The organism is Curtobacterium sp. MCLR17_058, assembly GCF_003234705.2.
Lineage (GTDB): Bacteria > Actinomycetota > Actinomycetes > Actinomycetales > Microbacteriaceae > Curtobacterium > Curtobacterium flaccumfaciens.
This window is the reverse complement of record NZ_CP126262.1, coordinates 1087132-1105605: the sequence shown is the minus strand read 5'-3', so window position 1 is coordinate 1105605 and position 18474 is coordinate 1087132. Positions and strand designations below refer to the sequence as shown.

The following is an 18474-nucleotide window of genomic DNA, read 5'->3' as shown; positions in this document are numbered from 1 at the left end:
ACACATGGCCACCAGCACCGTCGAGCCGGACGTCCGAGCACACATCGTCGAGGTCGCGGACCAGCTGTTCTACACGCGCGGGATCCAGTCCGTGGGGATGGACGAGATCCGCACGGGCGCAGGGGTCTCCCTCAAGAAGCTGTACGCGGCGTTCCCCGGCAAGGAGCAGCTCATCGCCGCGGTGCTCGCCGGCCGCCACGACATGTGGGAGCAGGGTGTGCACGGCGCGGTCGAGGCTGCGACCAGCCCGCGAGACAAGCTCCTGGCGGTCTACGACTTCCTCGAGTCGTGGTTCGGCGACGACACGTTCCGCGGCTGCGGGTTCATCAACGCGTTCGGCGAGCTCGGTGCGACCTCGCCCGCCGTCGCCGAGATCGCGCGCGAGCACAAGGACTCGTTCCAGCAGTTCGTGCAGCGACTCACCGCCGAGGTCGTCGCCGACCCCGAGCACGCCGAGGAACTCGCCGCGCAGCTCGCACTGCTCGCCGAGGGCGCGCAGACCACCGCGGCCATCGCCGGCACCACGGCGCCGGCCGCGCACGCGCGCCGTGCCGCGGTGACCCTGATCGACGCCGCGATGCGCTGACACGCGACCAGCGATGCGGACGGGAGGCCCGTGGCGGCGCCGCCACGGGCCTCCCGTCCGTCTGTTGGTCGCGCCGGGCGCGGGGGCGCCTGCCGGGTCGTTCCGGGCGTCCCTGGTCGTTCCGGGCGTACCGGGTACGTTCTTTCGACCAGGGACGCCCGATCCCGCTTCCCAGTCCGGGCGTCATGGGAAGGAACGGACTCCAGCACCCGTGCATAGGGTGGGCAGATGGCAACCCCGTTCGACGTCCCGAGCACCCTCCCCTACGCCCTGCCGCCCTTCGGCGACGTGCGACTCGAGCACTACCGACCGGCGTTCGAGGCCGGCATGGCCGAGCAGCGCGCCGAGGTCGAGGCCATCGCCACCGACCCGCACGCCCCGACGGTCGAGAACACCCTGGTCGCACTCGAGCGATCCGGGCAGCTGCTGACCCGCGTCAGCCACGTGTTCTTCACGCTGTCGTCGGCCGACTCGACCCCGGAGCTGCACGACCTCGAGGCCGAGGTCTCCCCGCTCCTCGCCGCCCACCGCGACGCGATCACGCTCGACTCCCGCCTGTACGCCCGCGTGCAGGAGGTGCTCGACGGTGCCGAAGCCGCCGGGCTGACCGGTGAGGCGCTGCGCCTGGTCGAGCGGACCCACGCCGAGATGACCCTGGCGGGCGCGGGCCTCGACGACGCGGGCAAGGAGCGTCTGACCGCGATCAACCAGGAGCTCTCGACCCTCACGACGACCTTCGAGCGGAACCTGCTCGAGGACACCAACGACTCCGCCGTGCACGTGACGGACGAGGACGAGCTCGAGGGGCTCGACGACGGGGCGAAGTCCGCCGCGGCAGCCGCTGCCGCCGACCGGGGCCTCGACGGCTGGCTCATCACGCTGCCGCTCTACACCGGACACCCGTGGCTGTCGTCACTGGCCAACCGTGACCTGCGCGAGCGGATCATGCGCGCCTCGCTCGCCCGCGGTCGTCGCGGCAACGAGTACGACAACCGCGACGTGCTGCTCCGCATCGTCCGGCTCCGCGCCGAGCGCGCCGAGCTGCTCGGGTTCCCGAACCACGCCGCCGTGGTCACCGCCGACGAGACCGCGAAGACCCCCGAGGCCGTGGACGGGCTGCTGTCCTCGCTCGTCGGCGCCGCGGCACGGAACGCCGACGACGAGCGCGCGGTCCGGTCGCGCACGGTCGGGTTCGACATCGAGTCGTGGGACTGGGCGTACGCCACCGAGATCCTCCGAGGCGAGCAGTTCGCCGCGGACAGCACGGCGCTCCGCCCGTACTTCGAGGCCGACCGGGTCCTGCACGACGGGGTCTTCCACGCCGCCGGCGCCCTGTACGGCCTGACCTTCGCCGAGCGCCCGGACCTGCACGGCTACAACGACGAGGTCCGGGTCTTCGAGGTCACCGGCGACGCCGGCGAGCCCGTCGGGCTGTACCTGCTCGACCTCTACACGCGCGACGGCAAGCGCGGCGGCGCGTGGATGAACCCGGTCGTCGAGCAGTCCGAGCTGCTCGGCACCCTGCCCGTCGTGGTCAACAACCTCAACGTCGCGAAGCCGTCCGCCGGCTCCCCCACCCTGCTCATCCAGGACGAGGTCGAGACGCTCTTCCACGAGTTCGGCCACGCCCTGCACGGCCTCATCGCCCGCACCACCTACCCGCGGTTCTCCGGCACGAACGTCGAGCGGGACTTCGTCGAGTTCCCGAGCCAGGTGAACGAGATGTGGCTGTCGTGGCCGTCCGTGCTGGCGAACTACGCGAAGCACCACGAGACCGGAGCACTCCTGCCGCCCGAGCTCGTCCTGGGGCTCAGCGAGTCCGAGGGGTTCAACGAGGGCTTCGGCACGACCGAGTACCTCGCCGCAGCACTGCTCGACCAGGCGTGGCACCGGCTGTCGGCAGCCGACGCCGCGGCGGTGACGTCCGTCGAGGACTTCGAGCGCTCTGCGTTGGAGTCCGCCGGCATCGCGGTCGAGGCAGTGCCGCCGCGCTACTCGTCGACGTACTTCGCGCACACGTTCTCGGGCGGGTACGACGCCGGCTACTACGGGTACATCTGGTCCGAGGTGCTCGACGCCGACACGGTGGAGTGGTTCCGCGACAACGGCGGGCTGGACCGGGAGGCCGGCAAGCGGTTCGCCGAGCGTCTGCTCGGGGTCGGCGGGGCGAAGGACCCGCTCGAGGCGTACCGGGACTTCCGCGGCCGCGACGCCGAGGTCGGGCCGCTGCTGCGGCGCCGCGGGCTCGAGTAGGCGCGCCCGCGCCCGCGCACCGCACCGCACCGCACCGCACCGCACCACGAAACGGACACAGCACCACGGATTCCCGTGGTGCTGTGTCCGTTCGCTGGTTTCGGAGGGCTACGCCGACTTCTCGACGCGCTTGGCCCGGGGCCGCGGCACGATCGTCGGCGCCGCGTTCTCGAGCACGGACTCGCGGGTGATCACCACGCGGGCCACGTCGTCGTCGGACGGGACGTCGAACATCACCGGGCCGAGGACCTCTTCGAGGATCGCCCGGAGCCCGCGGGCACCCGTCTGGCGCAGCACCGCGAGGTCCGCGATGGCCTCGAGCGCACCCTGGTCGAACTCGAGCTCGACGCCGTCGATCTGGAACATCCGCTGGTACTGCTTCACCAGCGCGTTCTTCGGCTCGGTCAGGATCTGCATGAGAGCCGCCTGGTCGAGCTGCGACACCGTGGTGACGACGGGCAGACGACCGATGAACTCGGGGATCAGACCGAACTTGTGCAGGTCTTCCGGCAGCACCTCGGAGTACAGGTCCTGGTGGTCGGTCGCACTGTGGAGGGGTGCCCCGAAGCCGATCCCGCGCTTGCCGACACGCGAGGACACGATGTCCTCGAGCCCGGCGAACGCACCCGCCACGATGAACAGCACGTTCGTCGTGTCGATCTGGATGAACTCCTGGTGCGGGTGCTTGCGGCCGCCCTGCGGCGGGACCGAGGCGACCGTGCCCTCGAGGATCTTGAGCAGCGCCTGCTGCACGCCTTCACCGGAGACGTCGCGGGTGATCGACGGGTTCTCGGCCTTCCGGGCGATCTTGTCGACCTCGTCGATGTAGATGATGCCGGTCTCGGCACGCTTCACGTCGTAGTCGGCGGCCTGGATGAGCTTGAGGAGGATGTTCTCGACGTCCTCGCCGACGTAGCCGGCCTCGGTCAGGGCGGTGGCGTCCGCGACGGCGAAGGGCACGTTGAGGCGCTTCGCCAGGGTCTGCGCCAGGTACGTCTTGCCGCAGCCGGTCGGGCCGATGAGCAGGATGTTCGACTTGGCGATCTCGATGTCGTCGCGGTCTTCGGCGGCGGTGATCTGGCCCTGCGCCCGGATGCGCTTGTAGTGGTTGTAGACAGCCACGGCGAGGGCGCGCTTCGCCGGGTCCTGCCCGATGACGTACTCCTGCAGGAAGTCGAAGATCTCCCGCGGCTTGGGCAGTTCGAAGTCCCCGCTCGAGGTGTCCTCGCCGGCTTCGGCCAGACGTTCCTCGATGATCTCGTTGCAGAGCTCGACGCACTCGTCGCAGATGTAGACGCCCGGTCCGGCGATGAGCTGCTGGACCTGCTTCTGGCTCTTGCCGCAGAACGAGCACTTGAGGAGATCGCCGCTCTCTCCGATGCGTGCCATTCCCGTGCCTCCCTGATTGGACATGCCGGCCGCGCTGTCGCACCACCGCTGGTGCACCGCTGCTGGTGGGCACCTCGTCGTGGACACGAGCCTAACCGCAACCGGTGACACCGACCGCGATGCCCCTCCGGAATCCGCCCGCGCGTTCGCCCAGGGCGTGCGAGCCTGCTACGGTGATCCGGACTTCTCTACATCTTGTAGAACAGCAGGTGCAGAACCACCCCGGAAGGAACCCCATGCAGAAGCGTCTCGCCGCCGGCGGCGCCGTCACCCTCGGTGTCGCAGCCGTCATCGTCCTCGGCAGCGCCACGGCGGCCAGCGCGCACGTGTCCGCCACGGCCACGTCGACCGCAGCGAACTCGTACACCACGGCGACCTTCTCGGTCCCGCACGGCTGCGACGGCTCCCCCACGACGAAGATCCAGTTCCAGGTGCCGGAGTCCGTCATCGAGGTCACGCCCACCGTGAACCCGAACTGGACGATCACGAAGGCGACCGAGCCCTACACCGACCCGTCGGCCTCGGCCTCCGCCGAGGACCACGCCGAGACGGCCGCCGAGCGCGTCACCAGCGTCACGTACACCGCGAAGACCCCCCTGCCCGCCGACGAGCGCGACACCTTCGCCCTCTCGTTCTCGCTGCCGGACGGCAAGGCCGGTGACCTGGTCGAGTTCCCCGCGATCCAGACCTGCGAGAAGGGCAGCGTCGAGTGGAACCAGGAGCAGAAGGCCGGCGAAGCCGAGCCCGAGCACCCGGCACCCTCGATCACGCTGACCGCCGCCGAGGCGACGGACGACGACGGCGACCCGATCGCCGCCACCCCGACGGCCGAGGCCGCCGGCTCGACCGCCTCGAACGACCCCGACCTGGTCGGCCGCTTCCTCGGCCTCGGCGGCCTGGTGCTCGGCGCCGTCGCCCTGGTCGTCGCCGTCGCCGGCACGCGTCGTCGGAGCTCCGCCAAGTGACGCAGCGCGGCTCGCGTCGGTCCCGGCCTCGGTCCTCTGCCTGGAGGCTCGTGGCCGGGACCGCCGCGGCCGTCGCGATCGCCAGTGGTGCGGTCCTCGGGCTCGCCGGTCCGGCCAGCGCGCACAACTACCTGATCTCGTCTGACCCGGAGGTCGGCGGCACCCTGACCGAGCTGCCGGAGAACTTCGACATCACGACGAACGACAAGCTGCTCGACATCGGCGACTCTGGCTCCGGGTTCGCGTTCCGCATCGTCGGCCCCGACGGCAAGTACTACGAGGACGGCTGCGTCGACGTCGAGGGGCCGTCGATGACCACGGCCGCCGCACTCGGCGACTCGGGCAAGTACACCGTCGAGTGGCAGATCGTCTCCGCTGACGGGCACACCGTGTCCGACGAGTACCCCTTCACGTGGAAGGCACCGTCGGGCTTCACCCCGGCCTCGGGTGCGGCGAAGCCCCCGACCTGCGCCACCGCCGGTGACGACGACGCCGGCTCGGACACCACCACCGGCACCGCCTCGGGATCGAGCGACTCGGCGGCGTCCGACGCGATCTGGATCGGCGCCGGTGGCGTCGTGCTGGTCGGCGTGGTCGTCGCGGTGCTGCTGCTCCTGCGCCGCAAGCCGGCCCCGGAGTCCGACGACACCGAGGACTGACCACCGCGCAACGACGAAGGCCCCGCACCGTTCGGTGCGGGGCCTTCGTCGTTCCTGCTGGTGCTACTTGACGAGCGCCGGCAGGTTCTTGCGGCTGGTGAGGACCTGGTCGATCAGGCCGTACTCCACGGCTTCCTGCGCGGACATGATCTTGTCGCGCTCGATGTCGTGGTTGATCTCCTCCGGCGTCTTGTTGGAGTGCTTCGACAGCGTCTCCTCGAGCCAGGTGCGCATGCGGAGGATCTCCGCCGCCTGGATCTCGATGTCGGACGCCTGACCGCCACCCTGCTGGGTCGCGGGCTGGTGGATCAGCACACGGGCGTTCGGCAGTGCGAGACGCTTGCCGGGGGTGCCACCGGCGAGGAGCACCGACGCGGCCGAGGCAGCCTGACCGAGGCAGACCGTCTGGATCTGCGGACGGATGTACTGCATCGTGTCGTAGATCGCCGTCATCGCGGTGAACGAGCCACCGGGCGAGTTGATGTACATCACGATGTCGCGGTCGGGGTCCATCGACTCGAGCACGAGCAGCTGGGCCATGACGTCGTCAGCCGACGCGTCGTCGACCTGCACGCCGAGGAACACGATGCGGTCCTCGAACAGCTTGGCGTACGGGTCCTGGCGCTTGTAGCCGTAGGCCGTGCGCTCTTCGAAGCTCGGCAGGATGTACCGATTGGACGGAGCCGGGACGTTCTGCGCGCCACCGAGCATGGGGAGATGCATTCTCGTTTCCTTTTCTTCGGTGGTGATCAGGACTGGGCGTCGGGCTCGGCTGCGCTGGTGGGCGTCTCGCCGTCGCCGACGGTGCCACCGCCGCCGATGACCTCGGCGCTCGAGGCGCGGAGGTGGTCGACGAAGCCGTACTCGAGCGCTTCCTGCGCCGTGAACCAGTTGTCGCGGTCGTTGTCCTTGAGGACCTGCTCGACCGACTTGCCGGTCTGCTCGGCCGTGAGCTCCGCCATGCGCTGCTTCATGTCGAGGATGACCTTGGCCTGCGTCTGGATGTCGGCAGCGGTGCCGCCGAAGCCACCGGACGGCTGGTGGAGCAGCACGCGCGCGTTCGGCGTGATGTAGCGCTTGCCGGGCGTGCCGGAGGACAGCAGGAACTGTCCCATCGACGCGGCGAGGCCGATGCCCACGGTGACGATGTCGTTCGGGACGAACTGCATCGTGTCGTAGATCGCCATGCCGGCGGTGATCGAACCACCGGGCGAGTTGATGTAGAGGTAGATGTCCTTCTCAGGGTCCTCGGCGGCGAGCAGCAGCAGCTTGGCTGCGATCTCGTTCGAGTTGTCGTCGCGGACCTCGGAGCCGAGCCACACGATCCGGTCTCTCAGAAGGCGGTCAAAAACACTGGGGTTCAGTGTTGCTTCGGCCATGGAAAAGCTCCCGTTCAGTTGTCGCTTGTTGTCGAACTTATCGGGTGCAACGCACCAGTTCTCGTCTGTTCGCCGACAGCAATGCGGTGGTGCGGAAATACGGACGGGAGGCGCGGTGCCAGCTGGCACCGCGCCTCCCGTCTGTCGTACTGGTGGCGTCGAGATCGTTACTCGGCGTCCCCTGCCGGCTCCTGCGCGACGCCCGCCGTGAAGGCGGAGAGGTCGACGGCGTCGCCGTTGGTGTCCTTGACGGTCACCTTGGACAGGACGGTCGCAACCGCCTTCGAGCGGGCGACCTCGCCGACCATGCCGGGGATCTGGCCGTTCTGGTCGATGACCTTGATGAACTCGGCCGGCTCCATGCCGTACTGCGCGGCGGCCTGGATGAGGTACTGGGTCAGTTCCTCCTGCGAGACCTGGATCTCTTCCTTCTCGGCGATCGCGTCGAGGAGGATCTGCGAGCGGAAGGCGGTCTCGCTGGACTCGGAGACCTCCTTGCGGTGCTCCTCGTCCTCGAGGCGGTTCTCCTGCTCGAGGTGACGGTGCACCTCGTCGGCGATGAGCTGCTCCGAGATCGGGATGTTGACGTCCTCGGTGAGCTTCTCGACGAGCTTGTCGCGAGCCGCGGCGCCCTGACCGAAGGTCTTGGACTTCGCGATCTGCTCCTTGAGGTCGGCCTTGAGCTCGTCGATGGTGTCGAACTGGCTGGCGATCTGGGCGAACTCGTCGTCGGCCTCGGGGAGCTCGCGCTCCTTGACGGCGGTGACGGTGACGGCGATCTGGGCGGTCTCGCCCTCGCGGTCGCCACCGACGAGCTTCGACTCGAAGGTCGTCGACTCACCGGCGGTCAGGGACTCGAGCGCCTCGTCGATGCCCTCGAGCAGGTCGCCGGAGCCGATCTCGTAGGAGACGCCGGTGGCCGAGTCGACCTCGTCGTCGCCGATGCTGGCGGTGAGGTCGATCTGCGCGAAGTCGCCGGTCTTCGCCGGACGGTCGACCGTCACGAGCGTGCCGAAGCGGGTGCGGAGGTTCTGCAGCTCCTCTTCGATCTCGTCGTCCGACACCTCGACGGCGTCGACGGTGAGCTCGTACGAGGAGTAGTCCGGCAGGTCGAACTCGGGGCGGACGTCGACCTCGAAGGTGAGGACGAGGTCGCCGGTGAAGTCCGCGACGTTCGGCAGCTCGGCGACGTCGGCCTCGGCACGGCCGAGGATGCGCAGCTCCTGCTCTTCGACCGCCTGGCGGTAGAAGTTGTCGATGGCGTCACCGACGGCGTGGTTCAGGACCTCGCCGCGGCCGACGCGCTGGTCGACGATCGCCGGCGGGACCTTGCCCTTGCGGAAGCCGGGGATGTTGATCTGCTCGGCGATGTGCTTGTAGGCGTGGTCGATGCTCGGCTTGAGATCGTCCGGCGTCACGTTCACGGTGAGCTTGACGCGGGTGTCGCTCACCTTGTCGACGGTGCTGGTGGCCAAGGGATGTTCTCCTGTTGGTTGACGTTCGTGTGGTCGGTGGTGCTCGGAGGACCTGGTCGGGGCGACAGGATTTGAACCTGCGACCTCCCGCTCCCAAAGCGGGCGCTCTACCAAGCTGAGCTACGCCCCGTTGCTTCGTGCCAGGGATCAGCCGCGCACGCCGAGGGGCGCATGCGACCCCGGTGAGTCTAGCGGTCCGACGGCGCGCTGTTCCCGGGGGTTGCTCAGTCGTCCTCCGCGGCGCGTCGCAGACCCCGCCGCCACCGGATCCCGACGGCCACCTGGACCCCGAGGGCGGCCACCGCGAGCAGCAGTCCGACGACGATCCGCCAGACGTGCAGGAGTGCGTGCGCGGGCTGCGACTGCGGGTCGCCGAACAGGTCGGGACGGAGGGACAGCACCGCGGCGGCGAGGACCACCAGCACGTACGAGACCACCCGCGACCAGCGGATGGTGCGCTCGGCACCGGCGTCCGGCTTCGGGATGACGCGCGTCGGCATGTCGGTGCTCGTTCGTCCGCTACGATGGTCGGGCTGCGCCGGGTGCGCAGGCGCGGGGATGTAGCTCAATGGTAGAGCCCCAGTCTTCCAAACTGGCTACGCGGGTTCGATTCCCGTCATCCCCTCCACAGAACCCCTCGGCGCACGCGCGTCAGGGGTCGGCGAACTCCAGGGTGATCTCCGGGGAGTCGCCGAGTTCCACCCGGGCACGCTTCCGCTCCGCCGCCCGCAACGGCACGAGGTACCCGCCGTCCTTCGGGAACAGCGACGTCGTCCACGTCACCGAGCCGATCGTCACGCGGGCCGGGATCACACCCCACCCGTAGGTGAGCACCGGCGCGAGGTCGGCGATGACCTCGGCGGCGTCCGGTGGCACGACGGCGAAGAAGAACGGTGACGGGCCGCGCCACTCGATCACCTCGCCGCGGAACTCGAGCTCCATGCGGCGATCGTACGGCCGCGGCGTCGAGCGCGCCGGGTCGGTATTTATTCTCGGTGGATGACGGTTCCGGTTCACGATCGCCGGGTTCTGCGAACCGGAACCGTCATTCGCGAGGAGGAACTGGTGCCTCCCCCGGGCAGCGGGAGCCGGACGACGGACGCGCCCCGTGCCTCCAGGCCGGAGCCGGGGAGCACGGGGCGCGAGTCGCCGTCAGGACGGACGCGTCAGCGGTATGACGCGGCCTGTCCGTACAGCACCTTCGTGAAGGAGGAGACGGAGGAGGACTCGTCGCCTCCCGGCAGGTTGTACGTCATGAAGACGCCGTAGCCGTCGGCCTTCGTGCGCTGCGCGAGCGACACTGCCGTGGCCTGCGGGGTGTTCTGGATGTCGACGGCGGCGGCGGAGATCTTCGACTTCGGCAGGCCCGGGATCGTCGGCGCCGTGTAGGTGCCGTAGTAGGGATTCCAGGCGTAGTCGAGCTTCCCGCCGATCGACGGGCTCGCGGTCTTCAGGGCTTCGGACGACGGGCCGATGTCGTAGAACGAGATGATCTTGCCCGGCATGTCCGCACGCAGGGCGCTGATGAGCCAGCCGATGGACTGCTGGTTCGGCTGCGGGGTGCCGTTCACGCCGTAGTCGGAGTACTCGTCGTCCAGGTCGACGCCGTCGAGTCCGTACTTCTTGACCGTCGCGGAGACCTGCGCCGCGAAGTCCCGTGCCGCGGCCTTCGTCGGGAAGTTCGCCAGGCCGGCGCCCTGGTGGTTGCCGAGCACCGAGAGCGTCACCTTGATGCCCTTGGCCTGCAGCGGGCGGATCTGCGTGGCCGCCTGGTCGAGGGTCCGCTGCACGTTCTCGTTGTTGTACAGGACCGCCTTGCCGTCCTCGTAGTTGATGTTCGCGGCGAAGATGATCGCCACGTCGAACGCGTTCGCGCCGTTCTCCAGCGTGTACCGCCCGACGTTGGCGAGCTCGTCGTTGTTCACCTCGACGTAGGCGATGCTCGTCGGCCCCGACTTGGAGGGCGCAGCCTGGTGCCCGTGGCCATGACCGTGGCCGTGCCCGCCGCCGTGGGACGAACCGTGTCCGTGCCCGTGGCTGGACCCGGACGAGGAGGGCGCCGCGGACGCTGCGGCGGGCACCAGTGGTGCCGCGAGCATGGCGACCAGTGCGGTCGCGATGCTGAACTTCGTGGACTGCTTCATGTGGTTCCTCCTTGGGTGGGACGGGCGGTCGGTCGGTCAGTCGGTCAGTTGGTCGGTCAGTTGCGCGGGAACCGGAAGGTGCGGACCTCGTAGGCGTCGACGGCGAACGAGGACGCATCGGCGTCGGACGACGCGTCCCCGAGCGGTTCCTCGAGCAGGGTCACCTCGACGCCAGCGCCGAAGGTCGCCTCGTCGGCCGGAGCCGCGATGCCCCCGGTCCCCCGCTGCCCGGACGGCTCGTAGACGCGCACGACCAGGTCACCCGACCGGTCGTCGGCGAGCTTGACGCTCGACAGCACGACGTCGCCGGAGACCTGCACCAGCGGCTCGAAGCCGTGCGCGCCCGTGATGGTCCGCGCGCCCGCGTTCATCCGCACGCCGGCCGACGTGGCGCCGAGCTGGTCGGTGCCGATGACGATGCCGTACCGGTGCGTCTGCACGCCCTGGTCGGTCTCGGGGTCCGGGAACCGCGGTGCGCGCAGCAGCGACAGTCGCACCGTGGTGGTGACGTGCCCGTCGACGGCGTCGCGCGTGGTGTCGAAGCCGTGGATCGAGTCGTTCACGAGCGCGACACCGAAGCCCGGCTCGGCCACCAGCACGTAGCGGTGCATCGAGGTCTCGAACTTCGCGGCCTCCCACGAGGTGTTGGTGTGGGTCACCCGCTTCTGCGCGCCGAACTGTGTCTCGGCGACGGTGTGCTCGGCGCGGACGTCGAGCGGGAACGCCACCTTGAGGAACTTCTCGGTCTCGTGCCAGTCGGTCACCTGGTCGAACTCCAGGGTGCGGGACCCCGGCGCCAGGACGATCTCCTGCGTCACCGTCGAGTCACCGAACGCCCGGGACACGACGACCCGTGCGACCCCGGACTCGTCGACCGACGCGGTCAGCCCGGTGGTCGACACGAGGTCCTCGACGCGGTTGCGGTAGTACCGGTCGACGTCCCACGCGTCCCACATGTTCGGGAAGTCCTGGTGCAGCTGCAGCAGGTTCGCCGCCTGGCCGGCCGCGATCGCCTCGCGCCCGCTCGCCAGGTCGACGGCGCTCGTCACGAGCCCTTGCGCGTCGACCACGACCCGTACCAGGTCGTTCGCCAGCACGAACCCGCCGTCCTGCTCGGTCAGGGACACGGCGGTCGCCGCCACCACGTCGGTCGCCACGACCGCGCCCTGCGCGGGTGCACCGGCCTGGAGGAACGGGGCCGGGTTCACGACGACGGCCGCGTCCCCGGTACCGGCGAGCGCCGAGAGCGCCCGGTCGATGATCGCCGTCAGCGCCGCGGCCGTCTCGGCGTAGCGTTCGACCGCTTCGCGGTGCACCCACGCGATCGAGGTGCCCGGCAGGATGTCGTGGAACTGCTGGAGCAGGGCCTGCTGCCACAGGGCGTCGAGCTCGTCGTACGGGTAGGCGAAGTCGGTGCGGGCGGCGGCGGTCGCGGCCCAGAGCTCGGCCTCGATGAGCAGCTGCTCGCACCGGCGGTTGCCCTGCTTCGTGCCGTGCTGCGACGTGAGCGTGGCCCGGTGCAGCTCGAGGTACAGCTCCCCCACCCACACGGGCGGATCGGCCAGCTCGGACTTCGCCCGGTCGAAGAACGTGTCCGGATGCTCCCAGCGGACCTTCGCGCTGCCCTCGAGGTCGGCCAACCGTGCGGCGGTGCCGGTCATCTCGCGGGTGGTGCCACCGCCGCCGTCGCCCCAACCGACCGGGGCGATCGAGCCGCTGGCGAGCCGGTTCTCGCGGAACTGGCGGGAGGCCTTCGCGACCTCGCTGCCGGACAACCGCGAGTTGTAGGTGTCCATCGACGGGAAGTGCGAGAACACCCGCGACCCGTCGATGCCCTCCCACAGGAACGTGTGGTGCGGGAACTTGTTCACCTGGTTCCACGAGATCTTCTGCGTGAAGAACCACTCGAAGCCCGCGCGGCGCATCAGCTGCGGCAGCGCCGGCGAGTACCCGAAGCTGTCCGGCAGCCAGACGCCCTTGGGCCGGATGCCGAACTCGCGCTCGAAGAACCGCTGGCCCTGCGAGAACTGCCGGACGATGCTCTCGCCGGTGGGCATCACGGTGTCGGACTCGACCCACATGCCGCCGATCGGCAGGAACCGGCCGGCCTGGACCGCGGCCTTGACCCGGGCGTAGACCTCGGGGCGGTGCTCCTTGATCCACGCGTACTGCTGCGCGCTCGACATGCCGTACAGGAAGTCGTCGGTCTGGTCGATGAGCTCGGTCATGGTCGACGTGGTGCGGGCGACCTTGCGGATGGTCTCGCGCACGGGCCAGAGCCAGGCGGAGTCGATGTGGGCGTGCCCGACGGCCGAGATCGTGTGCGCCGAGGCCTCGGCGGGAGCGGCCAGCACCTCGGCGAGCGCCGCACGGGCGTCCCCGGCGGTCTCCGGGATGTGCTGCAGGTCGAGCGCGTCGAGGGCGTCGTCGAGGGCCTGCAGGATCCGCATGCGTCGGGGTCCGGCGGGCAGCTCGGCCTGCAGTTCGAGCAGGACGTCGATGTCGAGGGCGAGTTCGTGCACCTCGGACTCGAAGACGGCGAGCTCCATCCGGCGGGTGGCGTAGAGGCGCTTCGAGGACGAAGTCTGCACGTCACCCTCCTGCGTCGGCAGGAAGGGGTGGTAGTCGAGCAGGACGGGGTTCGACGCGGCCTCGACGAACAGTTCGACGGTCTCGCCGCCCTCGGCCCGCTCGGTGACCAGGACCCACTGGTTGCGCGGGTTGATCGACTTCACGGGGGTGCCGTCGGCCAGGTAGACGAGTCCCTCGCACTGGAACCCGGGCATGTTCTTGTCGAAGCCGAGGTCGATCACGGCCTCCACCCGGCGTCCGGCCCACGCGGTCGGCACGGTCCCGGTCAACCGGAACCACGTCGTGCCCCACGCTGCGCCCCACGGGGTGCCGACCTCGTAGGGCTCGAACGTGAGCGCGAGCCCCTCGGTCGGCGGGACCGGCTCCCCCGGCAGCTCGTGCCAGGCGGCCTCGAGGGCCGTCGTGGTCGCGTGCACCGCGGGGGTGATCCGCTCGTCGAGCACCCGTCGGGCGCGTCCGGTGGTGAGGGGGATGTCGTCGTGCATGGGGCCTTCCGGGGTCAGGGCGTGGTCGCCGGGTGGGCGACGCGGACGGTGGTGGTGTCGAGGTCGGAGGGCACGTCGACGCAGCGGTCGATGCCGCGGGCGGCCAGCAGCGCGGTGTCCGACAGTCGGGAGCGCAGGACGATCTGCGGGCCGCGGCCGTCCGGTGCGGCCTCGGCCAGGGCGAGCCAGGCGGCGGCGAACCGACCGCCGGGGGCGCAGTCGGCGCGGGTGCCGTGCCGGTCGGTGCCGTCGGACAGCACGTCGTCCAGGACCAGCGCGGTGGCCGACGGTGCGGCACGGGCGTCGCGGGTGTGCTCGGCGCGGGCGAGGGCGGCGAACGCCTCGCCGGCGGGCTTCAGCCGTCCGTCGTTCGTGAACAGCCCGAGGTCGTACTCGAGCTCCGGGAAGTCCGCGAGCGTCCGGGCGACGTCGTGGGAGCACCACCACGTCACCCCGAGCACCTGCTGCGCGTCGAGGACGTGCCGGATGGTCTGCTCGGTGAACGCGGCGGCGTCGGCGGGGTCGACGACGTTGGTGGGGGCGCCGACCTCCTGCAGCCAGTTCGGGCGGGCGGCGTCGCGGTTCCAGGCCGCGGCGAGCTGGAGCAGGTACTCCCCGTGCCGCACCGACCCGGCCCCGAGGGCGCCGTGCAGGGCCGCCGAGCCGTTGAACACCCACGAGTGCGTGACCGTGGCGTCACCGTGGTCCGCCGCGTGCTCGGGGCCGAAGGGCTGGGCGTCGTCGTACCAGGCCGCGTCGTACTGCGCGACGGTGACCAGTGGCCCGGGACGCGACCCGGTGGCGGGCGGGACCGTGGAGGCGGGGTCGAGCCGCGCCTCCAGGCCGACCGACACGGACGACGCGGGCGACGCCGACGACCCGTCCGACAGCCCCGCTCGCGCCGCCGCGACCATCGCCGCCGCCCACGCGTGCCCCTGCTCCGCCGTGATCGCGTGCGGTGCGGGGTGCGGCGCGTGTGCGAACTGGTTGACCTCGTTGCCGATGGTGATGCCGAGCAGGTTGGGCTTGCCGGCAACCGCTCCGGCGAGCGCCCGGACGTACGCGGCGGTCGACGCGACCACGTCCGGGTCGGTGAACATGTTGCGGCGGTGCCAGCTGTCCAGCCAGGACGGCACGAAGTCGAAGCTCGACAGGTGCCCCTGCAGCGCGTCCACGTTGACGTCGAGTCCGAACGACCCGGCGAGGTCGACGACCGTGGCGACGTCGTCGAGGGCCTGCTGCCGGATGAGCGTCCGGTTCGGCTGGACGACCGGCCAGAGCGGGAAGATCCGCACGTGGTCGGCGCCGATCGAGGCGATGGCCTCGAGGTCCCTGGCGGTGTCCGACCGCGAGAAGTCGAGCCACGAGTGGAACCAGCCGACCGAGGGCGTGTAGTTGACCCCGAAGCGCATCAGCCCTTCACACCGCCCTCTTCGACGCCCTTGAAGAAGAAGCGCTGCAGGACGGCGAAGATCACGGCGATCGGGATGAAGGCGATCATGGTGCCGGCCGCGATCATCCGCTGGTCGGTGGCGAACGTGCCCTGCAGGTACTGCAACCCGACGGTCAGGGTGAGGTTCTCCGGCGACTGCAGCACGATGAGCGGCCAGAGGAAGTCGTCCCACGCGCCGATGAACGAGAAGATCGCGATGACCGCGATGGTCCCCTGCACGGCGGGCAGCGAGATGTAGCGGAGACGTTGCATCGCGTTCGCACCGTCCATCACCGCGGCCTGGTCGATCTCCTCGGGGATCTGCCGGAACGCGTTGAACATCAGCAGGACGTTGAGCGCCGCGATCATGCCGGGCAGGGCGACGCCGACCAGGTTGTCGGCGAGGCCGAGGTCCTTCACGGTGACGAACTGCGAGATGATCGTCGCCTCGCCGGGCAGCACGAGGGTGCCGAGGAACAGGCCGAGCACGAGCTTCCGGTGCCGCCACTGCAGCCGGGCGAGGGCGAAGCCGGCCAGGGTCGCGAACACGATGTTGCCGAGCACGTCGATCGCGGCGACGAGCAGGGAGTTGCCGATGTACCGCCACACCGGGATCGCGGCGGCGACCTTCAGGTAGTTATCGATGGTCGGCTCGGACGGGATGAACGACGGGTTCGCCGTGTAGATGTCCTCACCGGCGCCCTTGAGCGACGTGGACAGCTGCCACAGGAACGGGCCGATCGTGATGAAGAGCACCACGATGAGCAGGACGTAGCGGACGACCTTCTCGCGGGTGGACATGACGCCCCAGACCGCGCGGCGCCGCTTGCGTCCGTCGCGTCCGTTCTGCCTGGAGGCCCGTCCAGCGCCCGTCGCGCCGGTCACGTCCGGCGTCGGGCTGGCTGCGCCCTGCGCGCCGCCGATGACGGGTTCGGTCGTGCTGGTCGTGTTCGTCACTTGTCCGCCTTGCTGTTCATCCGGGCGAGGGCGAGCATCGGCACGAGCGTCACGACGAAGAGCAGGAGGCTCAGGGCTGACGCGTAGCCGAGGTTGCCGGTGAAGCCGCGGGCGTACTGCTGGATGAGCATGACGAGCGAGTTGTCCTGCCCGCCGGGTCCGCCGGTGCCGTTCGTGAGGATGTAGAGCTCGCTGAACACCCGGAGCGCGGACACGCACACCAGGATCCCGACGAGCGTCATGGTGCCGCGGACCCCGGGCATCGTGACCGACCAGAAGCGTCGGACGGCGCCGGCACCGTCGAGGGCGGCGGCCTCGTGCAGGTCCTTGCCGACGTTCCCGAGGGCGGCCAGGAAGATGATCATGTAGTAGCCGAGCCCCTTCCACACCGTCAGGCTGATGGCGCTGAGGAGCAGCAGCCACCGGTCGGTCAGGAACGGGACGCTGCCCTGTACGACGCCGAGGGCCTGCGCCATCTCGTTGATGACACCGCGGTCGTCGAGGATCCACGTCCAGATGAGCCCGACGACCACCGCGGACGCGATGACCGGCGTGTAGAACGCGGTGCGGAAGAACGCGATCCCGGGCAGCTTCTGCTGCACGAGCACCGCGATGAGGAGCGGGAGGACCGTCAGCAGCGGCAGGCACACCGCCATGTAGATGACGCTGTTGAGCAGCGCCTCCCACACCTGCGGGTCGGCGAGCAGTGTCTCGAAGTTCTGCACCCCGACCCACTGGCTGACGCCGCCGAGCGGGCTGGCGTTCGTGAACGACAACCGGACCGTGTTGATCGAGGGCCACAGGCTGAACGCGACGAGCCAGATCAGTGCCGGCAGGACGAGCAACCAGGGCGTGTACCAGCGGTTCGCACGCATCAGCCGTTGGCCAGCAGGCTGTTCATCTTGGTCTGGGCGGTCTCGAGCGCCTGCTTCGGCGCCACCTGGCCCTTCATCGCGAGGGCGATCTGCTGGTCGAGGAAGTCCGTCATCGCGGAGTTCGCCTCGACCGGGTTGATGACCTTCGCCGTCTTCAGGGCCTCGTTCGCCAGGACCCGGGCCTCGCCGTTCACGGTGCCGTCGTCCTTCGAGAAGTACGGGTCGGACTGCGACGACGTGGTGGACGGGAAGATGTTGACCTTGTGGGCGAACGCCTCCTGGTTCTTCGCGTTCGTCATGAACTTCGCGAAGGCCTCGGCGGTGGCGAGGTGCTTCGACTTGCTCGAGACCGACAGGCCCTGCACGTAGAGCGGCGGGGTGTCGAGTGCGGGGCTGACGGTGACCTTGCCCTTGAGCGACGGGTTGTTCTTCTCGAAGTCGGCGAGCGAGGTGGCACCACCGGTGGTCCAGGCGACCTTGGCCTGCGTGAACAGGGTGGAGTTGCCGAGGTAGTCGCTGTTCAGCACGTTGGAGGGCATGTAGCCGTCCTGGTACGCGTCCTTGTAGCGGTCGATCAGGTCGGCGGCCTTCGACGAGTCGGCGAAGGTGAACTTCGTGCCGTCGGCGTTGAGCACCTTGACGCCGGCGAGCGTGAAGTCGCCGAGGCCGGGCTTCCGGCTCATCAGGTAGTCGGTCGGGCAGTTGTCGTGCATGGTCTTCGCCTGTGTGAACAGCTCGTCGGTGGTCTTCGGCGGGTTCTTCGCGTCGAGGCCGCACTTGGCGAACATCGTCGAGTTCCAGTAGTTCACGTCGGTGTTGAGGTACCAGGGGTACCCGAACGTGCCGTCGACGCCCTTGTACTCGTAGGAGTCCAACGCGCCGGCGACGTACGTGCTGGCGAGCTTCGAGTCGTCCTTCGCGACGTCCTGCAGGAACCCGCGCTTCGCGAGGGGCAGGGCGATGTCCGGCGGCAGGTTGATCACGTCGGGCAGGCTGTTCGACGAGGCCTGGCTGAGCACCTTGTCGGCGTACCCGTCGCCGGGCTGGTCCTGCAGCTTGACCTTCGCGTCCGGGTGGGCCTGCTCGAAGTCCTTGATGACCCCGTTGAGATAGCCCGTGTAGGTCGGCGTGAGCGCCCAGGTCTGCAGGGTGATGGTGCCGCTGATCTCGCCGCCGCCGTTGTCGGCCGCGTTCCCGCCGCTCGAGCAGCCGGTCAGGACGAGCGCTGTGGCGGCGGCCGTCGCGAGCAGCGCGGTGGCGCGGCCCCTCGTCATGCGTGTGGT

General features: G+C 69.7%; 16 protein-coding genes and 2 tRNA genes. 5 read left to right on the top strand and 13 right to left on the bottom strand.

Going from position 1 to position 18474, the window contains the following annotated elements:
• Positions 1-4: 4 nt before the first annotated feature.
• On the top strand, positions 5-586 hold the full coding sequence (locus tag DEJ11_RS05300; RefSeq protein WP_071245042.1) for a TetR/AcrR family transcriptional regulator: 582 nt from the start codon (positions 5-7) through the stop codon (positions 584-586).
• Between the two features lie 228 nt (positions 587-814).
• Positions 815-2839, top strand: coding sequence for a M3 family metallopeptidase (locus DEJ11_RS05295; protein WP_111102887.1), 2025 nt, complete (start codon positions 815-817; stop codon positions 2837-2839).
• A 108-nt stretch (positions 2840-2947) separates the two neighbouring features.
• Here the strand turns inward: DEJ11_RS05295 and clpX are convergent, their stop codons facing one another.
• A complete protein-coding gene (clpX, locus tag DEJ11_RS05290; RefSeq protein WP_017886000.1) occupies positions 2948-4228 on the bottom strand; it encodes an ATP-dependent Clp protease ATP-binding subunit ClpX in 1281 nt (426 codons plus the stop codon).
• A 236-nt stretch (positions 4229-4464) separates the two neighbouring features.
• Here clpX and DEJ11_RS05285 point away from each other — a divergent pair, with 236 nt between their 5' ends.
• Positions 4465-5193, top strand: coding sequence for a YcnI family copper-binding membrane protein (locus DEJ11_RS05285; RefSeq protein ID WP_181440778.1), 729 nt, complete (start codon positions 4465-4467; stop codon positions 5191-5193).
• Positions 5194-5243: 50 nt separating this feature from the next.
• Entirely contained in the window at positions 5244-5852 is a 609-nt protein-coding gene (locus DEJ11_RS05280) for a copper resistance CopC family protein (protein WP_181440777.1), read from the top strand.
• A 63-nt stretch (positions 5853-5915) separates the two neighbouring features.
• On the opposite strand, the gene DEJ11_RS05275 is transcribed toward DEJ11_RS05280, so the two are convergent.
• From DEJ11_RS05275 to DEJ11_RS05255, 5 genes are all read right to left on the bottom strand, one after another.
• Positions 5916-6575, bottom strand: coding sequence for an ATP-dependent Clp protease proteolytic subunit (locus DEJ11_RS05275; protein ID WP_027464696.1), 660 nt, complete (start codon positions 6573-6575; stop codon positions 5916-5918).
• A 26-nt stretch (positions 6576-6601) separates the two neighbouring features.
• The gene (locus DEJ11_RS05270; protein ID WP_071405541.1) at positions 6602-7231 is read right to left on the bottom strand and encodes an ATP-dependent Clp protease proteolytic subunit; all 630 of its coding nucleotides are present in this window, start codon (positions 7229-7231) and stop codon (positions 6602-6604) included.
• Between the two features lie 167 nt (positions 7232-7398).
• Positions 7399-8706, bottom strand: a complete 1308-nt coding sequence (gene tig / locus DEJ11_RS05265; RefSeq protein ID WP_027464695.1) for a trigger factor — start codon at positions 8704-8706, stop codon at positions 7399-7401.
• A 53-nt stretch (positions 8707-8759) separates the two neighbouring features.
• Positions 8760-8836, bottom strand: a tRNA-Pro gene (locus DEJ11_RS05260).
• A gap of 94 nt (positions 8837-8930) precedes the next feature.
• A complete protein-coding gene (locus tag DEJ11_RS05255) occupies positions 8931-9206 on the bottom strand; it encodes a hypothetical protein (protein WP_111054863.1) in 276 nt (91 codons plus the stop codon).
• Positions 9207-9260: 54 nt separating this feature from the next.
• On the opposite strand from DEJ11_RS05255, the gene DEJ11_RS05250 reads away from it, so the two are divergent.
• Positions 9261-9334 (top strand) — tRNA-Gly (locus DEJ11_RS05250).
• 23 nt (positions 9335-9357) lie between these two features.
• Here DEJ11_RS05250 and DEJ11_RS05245 read toward each other — a convergent pair.
• The 7 genes from DEJ11_RS05245 to DEJ11_RS05215 all read right to left on the bottom strand — a co-directional run bounded on the left by DEJ11_RS05245 (position 9358) and on the right by DEJ11_RS05215 (position 18465).
• Positions 9358-9648 (bottom strand): DUF1905 domain-containing protein, encoded by a 291-nt coding sequence (locus DEJ11_RS05245; RefSeq protein WP_071246689.1) that lies wholly within the window; start codon positions 9646-9648, stop codon positions 9358-9360.
• 224 nt (positions 9649-9872) lie between these two features.
• Positions 9873-10850, bottom strand: a complete 978-nt coding sequence (locus DEJ11_RS05240) for an endo-beta-N-acetylglucosaminidase H (RefSeq protein WP_111102884.1) — start codon at positions 10848-10850, stop codon at positions 9873-9875.
• 56 nt (positions 10851-10906) lie between these two features.
• A complete protein-coding gene (locus DEJ11_RS05235; RefSeq protein WP_111102883.1) occupies positions 10907-13927 on the bottom strand; it encodes an alpha-mannosidase in 3021 nt (1006 codons plus the stop codon).
• 14 nt (positions 13928-13941) lie between these two features.
• Complete coding sequence (locus tag DEJ11_RS05230; protein ID WP_111102882.1) at positions 13942-15339, bottom strand: glycoside hydrolase 5 family protein; 1398 nt, start codon at positions 15337-15339, stop codon at positions 13942-13944.
• Positions 15339-16316: a carbohydrate ABC transporter permease gene (locus tag DEJ11_RS05225; RefSeq protein ID WP_220038312.1), complete on the bottom strand. Its 978-nt coding sequence runs from the start codon at positions 16314-16316 to the stop codon at positions 15339-15341. Before DEJ11_RS05225 ends, DEJ11_RS05230 begins: the two co-directional genes overlap by 1 nt.
• Positions 16313-17191 (bottom strand): carbohydrate ABC transporter permease, encoded by an 879-nt coding sequence (locus DEJ11_RS05220; protein ID WP_027464687.1) that lies wholly within the window; start codon positions 17189-17191, stop codon positions 16313-16315. The genes DEJ11_RS05225 and DEJ11_RS05220 overlap by 4 nt, the downstream gene beginning before the upstream one ends.
• On the bottom strand, positions 17191-18465 hold the full coding sequence (locus tag DEJ11_RS05215) for an ABC transporter substrate-binding protein (RefSeq protein WP_111102881.1): 1275 nt from the start codon (positions 18463-18465) through the stop codon (positions 17191-17193). Before DEJ11_RS05215 ends, DEJ11_RS05220 begins: the two co-directional genes overlap by 1 nt.
• Positions 18466-18474 lie beyond the last annotated feature (9 nt).

Bases quoted from the DNA above. Each gene is read 5' to 3' on its own strand.
- DEJ11_RS05295 (WP_111102887.1), top strand. From the start codon at position 815: ATGGCAACCCCGTTCGACGTCCCGAGCACCCTCCCCTACGCCCTGCCG.
- DEJ11_RS05220 (WP_027464687.1), bottom strand. From the start codon at position 17,191: ATGCGTGCGAACCGCTGGTACACGCCCTGGTTGCTCGTCCTGCCGGCA.
- DEJ11_RS05245 (WP_071246689.1), bottom strand. From the start codon at position 9,648: ATGGAGCTCGAGTTCCGCGGCGAGGTGATCGAGTGGCGCGGCCCGTCA.
- DEJ11_RS05300 (WP_071245042.1), top strand. From the start codon at position 5: ATGGCCACCAGCACCGTCGAGCCGGACGTCCGAGCACACATCGTCGAG.
- DEJ11_RS05240 (WP_111102884.1), bottom strand. From the start codon at position 10,850: ATGAAGCAGTCCACGAAGTTCAGCATCGCGACCGCACTGGTCGCCATG.
- DEJ11_RS05255 (WP_111054863.1), bottom strand. From the start codon at position 9,206: ATGCCGACGCGCGTCATCCCGAAGCCGGACGCCGGTGCCGAGCGCACC.
- DEJ11_RS05215 (WP_111102881.1), bottom strand. From the start codon at position 18,465: ATGACGAGGGGCCGCGCCACCGCGCTGCTCGCGACGGCCGCCGCCACA.
- DEJ11_RS05285 (WP_181440778.1), top strand. From the start codon at position 4,465: ATGCAGAAGCGTCTCGCCGCCGGCGGCGCCGTCACCCTCGGTGTCGCA.
- DEJ11_RS05275 (WP_027464696.1), bottom strand. From the start codon at position 6,575: ATGCATCTCCCCATGCTCGGTGGCGCGCAGAACGTCCCGGCTCCGTCC.
- DEJ11_RS05270 (WP_071405541.1), bottom strand. From the start codon at position 7,231: ATGGCCGAAGCAACACTGAACCCCAGTGTTTTTGACCGCCTTCTGAGA.
- DEJ11_RS05230 (WP_111102882.1), bottom strand. From the start codon at position 15,339: ATGCGCTTCGGGGTCAACTACACGCCCTCGGTCGGCTGGTTCCACTCG.
- clpX (WP_017886000.1), bottom strand. From the start codon at position 4,228: ATGGCACGCATCGGAGAGAGCGGCGATCTCCTCAAGTGCTCGTTCTGC.
- DEJ11_RS05235 (WP_111102883.1), bottom strand. From the start codon at position 13,927: ATGCACGACGACATCCCCCTCACCACCGGACGCGCCCGACGGGTGCTC.